Origin of the sequence: Pyxidicoccus fallax, from assembly GCF_012933655.1 — a bacterium.
GTDB lineage: Bacteria > Myxococcota > Myxococcia > Myxococcales > Myxococcaceae > Myxococcus > Myxococcus fallax.
This window is the reverse complement of sequence record NZ_JABBJJ010000510.1, coordinates 1-6,368: the sequence shown is the minus strand read 5'-3', so window position 1 is coordinate 6,368 and position 6,368 is coordinate 1. Positions and strand designations below refer to the sequence as shown.

The following is a 6,368-nucleotide window of genomic DNA, read 5'->3' as shown; positions in this document are numbered from 1 at the left end:
GAGCAGCCCGCCGCCACCGCCGGCACCCCCCAGGGAGGGACGGTCAGCAAGGAGGACCTGGACGCCGTCCGGGAGGAGCTGCGCGAGGAGATTCGCGCCGAGATGGCGAAGCAGTCGGTGGACTCCGGCGAGTGGAACGAGGAGTTCCCCGAGGAGAAGCGCAAGCTGGAGGTCTTCACGCTCGACGGCTTCTTCCGCCTGCGCCCCACGCTCTTCACCAAGTTCGACCTGGGCAAGCTGCCCGGCCAGGAGCTCTTCCCGCGCTCGCCGCGCAGCGCCGCGGAGAACACCCAGTCGTTCGCCGACATGCGGCTGCGCCTGGAGCCCACCTTCAACATCTCCGAGCAGGTCAGCCTGAAGATGGAGGTGCTCGGCCTGGACAACGTCATCCTGGGCTCGCAGCCGGACAACCTCTACCCGGGTGACCAGCGCAACCTCTTCGGCATCTTCTCGGAGAGCCAGGACGCCGCGGTGGACATGCTGGAGGACTCCATCAAGATCCGCCGCGCCTACGGCGAGGTGAAGACGCCGGTGGGCATCCTGCGCTTCGGCCGCATGGGCAGCCAGTGGGGCCTGGGCATGCTGCGCAACGACGGCACCTGCTTCGACTGCGACTTCGGCGACACGGTGGACCGCATCCAGTTCGTCACCAACCCCTTCGAGGGCTGGTACGTCACGCCCATGCTCGACTTCAACGGCGAGGGCGTGGTGGACGGGCGCGGCTCCCAGGGCGAGTCGGTGGACCTCACCCAGTCGGATGACAGCCACGGCCTGGTGATTGCCATCGCCCGCCGCGACACCGACCCGGTCATCCGCTCCAAGCTGGAGAACAACCAGGGCGTGCTCCAGTACGGCCTGCACTTCACCTACCGCACGCAGAACTGGGAGTACGACGGCAACAACGCGAACAACTCGGCCACGGGCTTCATCCCCCGCGACGCGGCGCTGTACATCCCCGACTTCTGGCTGAAGTACGAGGAGCGCACCTGGCGGCTGGAGTTCGAGCTGGCGGCCATCCTGGGCAACATCGGCAACCGCGCGCTGGACGTGGGCGGCATCAACGACCCGGGGCAGAACCAGAGCCTGCGCGTCGCCCAGTTCGGCGGCGTGGCGCAGGGCGAGCTGAAGCTGGTCAACAACAAGCTGTCGCTGGGCCTGGAGATCGGCTTCGCCTCGGGTGACAGGGCGAGCGGCTTCGGCAACTACCCCGGCCGTCAGGGCACCGGCCCCGGTGGCACCACCATTCCCGGCGACCCCGAGGGCCCCCAGTACCGGTGCGACGCGGGCGGCTGCTCCGACAACGCCATCCGCAACTTCCGGTTCAACCGCGACTACCGCGTGGACCTCATCCTGTGGCGGGAGATCATCGGCGGGGTGACGGACGCCCTCTACGTGCGGCCTTCGGCCAAGTACACCATCACCGAGGGCTTCGACCTGTACGGCCGCCTCATCTACTCGCAGGCGCTCTACGCGGAGTCCACGCCGTCCGTCACCAGCCGCGCGCTGGGCGTGGAGGCCAACGTGGGCGTGGACTACAAGACGGAGGACGGCTTCATCGCGGGCGCCGCCTACGGCATCCTCTTCCCCATGGGCGGCCTGCAGGAGTTCGAGCCGCTGCTGCGCACCGAGCTGGAGACGCCGCAGACCATCCGCGGCTGGATGGGGATCCACTTCTAGCCATGCGCCGCTTCCTGTCGTCCGTGTGTGTCGCCTCCAGCCTCGTGCTGGCGCTGGGGGCGTGTGGCATCAAGGGCGCGCCCCGGCCGCCCAGCCCTCCGCCCGCGCCTCCCACGGAGACGCAGCCGACTCCGCAGCAGGACACCGAGCGCGGGCCCATCGAGCCGTCGGGCCCCACCATCGCCCCCGGCCCCAGCCTCGATGGGGGCACCATCGTCCCGGGCTCCCAAGAGAATCCGACACCCTCACCGTGAACCACTTCAACTGGCGCAAGGGCGTGCTGCACGCCGAGGGCGTGCCGCTGACGGCCATCGCGGACGCGGTGGGCACGCCCACCTACGTCTATTCCTCGGCCACGCTCACCCGGCACTTCCGGGTGGTGTCCGAGGCCTTCGGCGACACGCCGCACCTCATCTGTTACTCGGTGAAGGCCAACTCCACCCTGGCCATCCTCCGGCTCTTCTCGGGGCTGGGCGGCGGCTTCGACATCGTGTCCGGGGGCGAGCTGGCCCGGGTGCGGCAGGCGGGTGGGGACGCGGGCAAGACGGTGTTCGCCGGCGTGGGCAAGACGCAGGAGGAGATGGAGGCGGCCCTGGCCGCGGGCATCCTCCTCTTCAACGTGGAGAGCGCCGAGGAGCTGGAGGCGCTGGACGCGGTGGGCCGCCGCCTGGGCCGCCGCGCGCCCTTCGCGCTGCGCGTGAATCCGGACGTGGACGCGCGCACGCACCGCTACATCTCCACCGGGCTGAAGACGTCCAAGTTCGGCGTCCCCTTCGAGGAGGCGGTGGCCCTCTACGCGCGCGCGAAGAAGATGAAGGGCGTGCGCGCCGCCGGGCTGGACTGCCACATCGGCTCGCAGCTCACCCAGGCCTCGCCCATGCGCGACGCGCTCACCAAGGTGGCGGGCCTGTACCGGGAGCTGAAGGCGCAGAAGCATCCGCTGGCGTACCTCGACGTGGGTGGCGGCCTGGGCATCACCTACGCGGACGAGACGCCGCCGTCCCCCGAGGAGTACGCGCGCACCGTGCTGGCCGCGACGAAGGACACCGGCGCCCAGCTCATCCTGGAGCCGGGCCGCGCGCTGGTGGGCAACGCCGGCGTGCTGCTCACCCGCGTGCTGTACCGGAAGAAGACGCCCGAGAAGCAGTTCGTCGTGGTGGACGCGGGCATGAACGACCTCATCCGCCCCGCCCTCTACGAGGCCCACCACGGCCTCCAGCCCCTGGTGAAGCGCCGGGGCAAGGCGGTGGAGGTGGACGTCGTGGGGCCGGTGTGTGAGTCCACCGACGTGCTGGCGAAGGCCCGCCCCCTGGTCCTCCCCCAGCCGGGCGAGCTGTACGCCTTCATGAGCGCCGGGGCTTACGGGATGAGCATGGCTTCCAACTACAACTCCCGACCCCGGCCGGCCGAGGTGATGGTGGACGGGGAGGCCTGGAGGGTCGTCCGCGAACGGGAGCGGATTGAGGATCTCTGGCGCGGCGAGCGGGCCTGAACGTATAAGCGCCGGCATGAAGACCTTCGAAGGCTCCATGACGGCGCTCGCCACCCCGTTTCGCGACGGGGCATTCGACGAGCAGGCGTACCGGGCCCTGGTGCGCTACCAGGTTGAGGGTGGCACCAGCGTCCTGATTCCCATGGGCACCACCGGTGAGTCGGTGACCATGACCTCCGACGAGCGCGCCCGCGCCGTCAAAGTGGCGGTGGAGGAGTCGAAGGGTCGCGCCCGGGTGGTGGGCGGCGCCGGCTCCAATAGCACCGCGGAGGCCATCGAGGGCGTCAAGCGCGTGCGCGAGACGGGCGCGGACGGCACGCTCATCGTCACGCCGTACTACAACAAGCCCACGCAGGCGGGCTTGGTGGAGCACTTCCGCGCGATTGCCCGCGCGCACCCGGGCTTCCCCATCGTCGCGTACAACGTGCCGGGCCGCACCGGCGTGGACATGCTGCCGGAGACGGTGCAGCGCCTGTGCGACATCCCCGAGGTGGTGGCCATCAAGGAGGCCACGGGGAACATGTTCCGGGCGCTCGAAATCCTGGAGAAGTGCGGCGAGCGGATGACGCTGCTGTCCGGCGACGACTTCACCGTGCTGCCCTTCATCGCCTGCGGCGGCAAGGGGGTCATCTCCGTGTCCTCCAACGTGGCGCCGCGGATGATGGCGGACCTCGTGGCGCTCTCGCGCGCGGGGGACATCGCCAAGGCGCGCGACATCCAGGTGCGGATGAACAACCTGCACCGGCTGCTCTTCATCGAGTCCAGCCCCATCCCCGTGAAGTGGGCGCTGCACCTCATGGGGCTGTTCGGTCCGGAAGTGCGGCTGCCGCTCGTGCCGATGACGGAGACCAACGCGGCGAAGCTCCAGGCGGAGCTGCGCCACCTGGGGCTGCTGAAGGGCTGAAGCCCTTCTCGGCTCCGGAAGACCCCAGCGTCGATTCCTCACCCTCAGGAGCGCGGCAGACATGATTCGCACCGTCATCACCGGCGTCACCGGCCGCATGGGCAGCACGCTCTTGCGCCTGGCGCGTGACGCCGAGGACCTGCGGGTGGTGGGCGCCACGGAGCGCCCGGGCAGCACCACCGTGGGCCTGGACGCGGGCCTGGCCGCGCGGCTGGGCGCCATGGAAGTCCCCGTCGTGGACGACCTGGGCAAGGCGCTGGACGCCGCGAAGGCGGACGTCGTCGTCGACTTCACCAGCGCCGAGGTGAGCGTGGCCCACGCGAAGCTGTGCGCGGCGCGCGGCGTGGCGCTGGTGGTGGGCTCCACGGGCTTCACCCCCGAGTCCACGGCGGCGCTGGCCGAGTCCGCGAAGACGATTCCCGTGGTGGCCGCGCCCAACATGTCCGTGGGCGTCAACGTCGTCTTCCGCATGGCGGCGGAATTGGCGCGGGTGCTGGGGCAGGGCTTCGACGTGGAGGTGCTGGAGGCGCACCACCGCATGAAGAAGGACGCGCCCAGCGGCACCGCGCTGAGGCTGGCGGAGGTGCTGGCCGGGGCGCTGGGGCGCTCCAACGAGGACCTCACCTTCGCGCGCCACGGCATGGTGGGCGCGCGGCCGGCCAGCGAGATTGGCGTGCAGACGCTGCGGGGCGGGGACGTGGTGGGCGAGCACACGGTGTTCTTCTTCGGAGAGGGCGAGCGCATCGAGCTCACGCACCGGGCCACCAGCCGGGATCAGTTCGGCCTGGGGGCGCTGCGGGCGGCGAGGTGGGTGGTGGGCCGGGCGCCGGGGCTCTATGACATGGCCGACGTGCTCGGCTTCCAGAGGACCGCATGACGACGACCGCGCGCTATTGCCGCTTCCTGTACGAGGGCCGTGCGCACCACGGCCGCGTCGAGGGCTCCGAGGTGGTGGTGCTCTCCGCGGCGCCCTGGGCGGGCGGGAAGGACACCGGCCTGCGCCGCTCGCTGTCGGCGCTGACGCTGCTGGTGCCCGCGGACGCGTCCAAGGTGGTGTGCATCGGGCAGAACTACCGCAAGCACGCGGAGGAGATGGGCAAGCCCGTCCCGCCCGAGCCGCTCATCTTCACCAAGCCCTCCACCGCCCTCAACGGCATGGGCTCGCCCATCCGCATTCCGAAGGCGAGCCAGGAGGTGCACTACGAGGCGGAGCTGGCGCTCGTCATCGGCGAGCGGCTGAAGAACGCCGACGAGACGACGGCCGCCCGCGCCATCTGGGGCCTCACCTGCTTCAACGACGTGACGGCGCGCGACATCCAGAAGCGCGAGGTGCAGCACACCCGCGCCAAGGGGTACGACACCTTCGCGTGCGCGGGGCCCTGGGCCGTGACGGGCCTGTCCCCGGCGGACCTGCGGATTGTCTGCCGGGTGAACGGGCAGGTGCGTCAGGACAGCAGGACGTCCGACATGATCTTCAACACCGCCCGCCTGGTGTCCTTCATCTCCCACATCATGACGCTGCTGCCGGGTGACATGGTGAGCACGGGGACTCCCTCCGGGGTGGGCAGGCTTCAGGCGGGAGATTCGGTGGAAGTGGAGATCGAGGGAATCGGGACCCTGGTCAACCCGGTTGAGATGGAGCCGTGAGCGACACCGTCTACGTGGGGTTGGGTTCAAACGAGGGAGACCGCGAGGCCCACCTCGTCGACGCCCTGACCGCGCTGTCCCGCATCGATGCGGTGGCGGTGCTCCGCTGCTCCTCCCTTTTCGACAGCGCCCCCGTGGGGCCGCCGCAGCCGCGCTACCTCAACGCGGTGGTGGCCCTGGAGTGCGGCCTGCCGCCCCAGCGGCTGCTGGGCATCCTCCAGCAGATCGAGAAGGACCAGGGGCGGCGCCGTGAGGAGCGCTGGGGCCCGCGTCCCATCGACCTGGACATCCTCTTCTGGGAGGGCCAGGTGGTGGCCGACCCGAACCTCCAGGTGCCCCACCTGGAGCTGCACAAGCGCCGCTTCGCGCTCGAGCCGCTGGCCGAGCTGGCGCCGCACCTGGTGCACCCGGTGCTGGGTGCCACCGTGAAGGACCTCCTCGGGAAACTCGCCCCGCAGGACGTCCGCCGGAGCGAGGCCCACTGCTGGCCCGAAGCGAGCTACCCGAGCAACGACTCATGAACCTGTCCCTTGCCCTGGCCACCGCGGCGCTGCTCGCCGCCGAGCCCACGAATCTGCCCGCCGTCCTCTCTCTTCTGACAAAAACAGAGAGGGTAAAAAATATTTTTGTGTCATTAGTTTTAAAAGG

General features: G+C 70.0%; 7 protein-coding genes. All 7 read left to right on the top strand.

Translation table 11 applies throughout. The features are described from left to right. Positions 1 to 1,677, top strand: a 1,677-nt coding sequence (locus tag HG543_RS50320) for a TIGR04551 family protein (protein ID WP_169352113.1), incomplete at its 5' end; no start/stop codon positions are given. A gap of 2 nt (positions 1,678 to 1,679) precedes the next feature. Then, positions 1,680 to 1,931 (top strand): hypothetical protein, encoded by a 252-nt coding sequence (locus tag HG543_RS50315; RefSeq protein WP_211194730.1) that lies wholly within the window; start codon positions 1,680 to 1,682, stop codon positions 1,929 to 1,931. Continuing rightward, complete coding sequence (gene lysA / locus HG543_RS50310; RefSeq protein WP_169352112.1) at positions 1,928 to 3,169, top strand: diaminopimelate decarboxylase; 1,242 nt, start codon at positions 1,928 to 1,930, stop codon at positions 3,167 to 3,169. Before HG543_RS50315 ends, lysA begins: the two co-directional genes overlap by 4 nt. A gap of 16 nt (positions 3,170 to 3,185) precedes the next feature. Then, positions 3,186 to 4,073, top strand: a complete 888-nt coding sequence (dapA, locus tag HG543_RS50305; RefSeq protein ID WP_169352111.1) for a 4-hydroxy-tetrahydrodipicolinate synthase — start codon at positions 3,186 to 3,188, stop codon at positions 4,071 to 4,073. A gap of 61 nt (positions 4,074 to 4,134) precedes the next feature. Next, on the top strand, positions 4,135 to 4,950 hold the full coding sequence (gene dapB / locus HG543_RS50300; protein ID WP_169352110.1) for a 4-hydroxy-tetrahydrodipicolinate reductase: 816 nt from the start codon (positions 4,135 to 4,137) through the stop codon (positions 4,948 to 4,950). Further along, positions 4,947 to 5,720, top strand: coding sequence for a fumarylacetoacetate hydrolase family protein (locus HG543_RS50295; RefSeq protein WP_169352109.1), 774 nt, complete (start codon positions 4,947 to 4,949; stop codon positions 5,718 to 5,720). Before dapB ends, HG543_RS50295 begins: the two co-directional genes overlap by 4 nt. Continuing rightward, positions 5,717 to 6,241, top strand: coding sequence for a 2-amino-4-hydroxy-6-hydroxymethyldihydropteridine diphosphokinase (folK, locus tag HG543_RS50290; protein ID WP_169352108.1), 525 nt, complete (start codon positions 5,717 to 5,719; stop codon positions 6,239 to 6,241). The genes HG543_RS50295 and folK overlap by 4 nt, the downstream gene beginning before the upstream one ends. The last annotated feature ends 127 nt before the right edge of the window (positions 6,242 to 6,368 follow it).

Coding starts and splice junctions, on each gene's coding strand:
- HG543_RS50315 (WP_211194730.1), top strand. CDS start 1,680: ATGCGCCGCTTCCTGTCGTCCGTGTGTGTCGCCTCCAGCCTCGTGCTG.
- dapA (WP_169352111.1), top strand. CDS start 3,186: ATGAAGACCTTCGAAGGCTCCATGACGGCGCTCGCCACCCCGTTTCGC.
- dapB (WP_169352110.1), top strand. CDS start 4,135: ATGATTCGCACCGTCATCACCGGCGTCACCGGCCGCATGGGCAGCACG.
- HG543_RS50295 (WP_169352109.1), top strand. CDS start 4,947: ATGACGACGACCGCGCGCTATTGCCGCTTCCTGTACGAGGGCCGTGCG.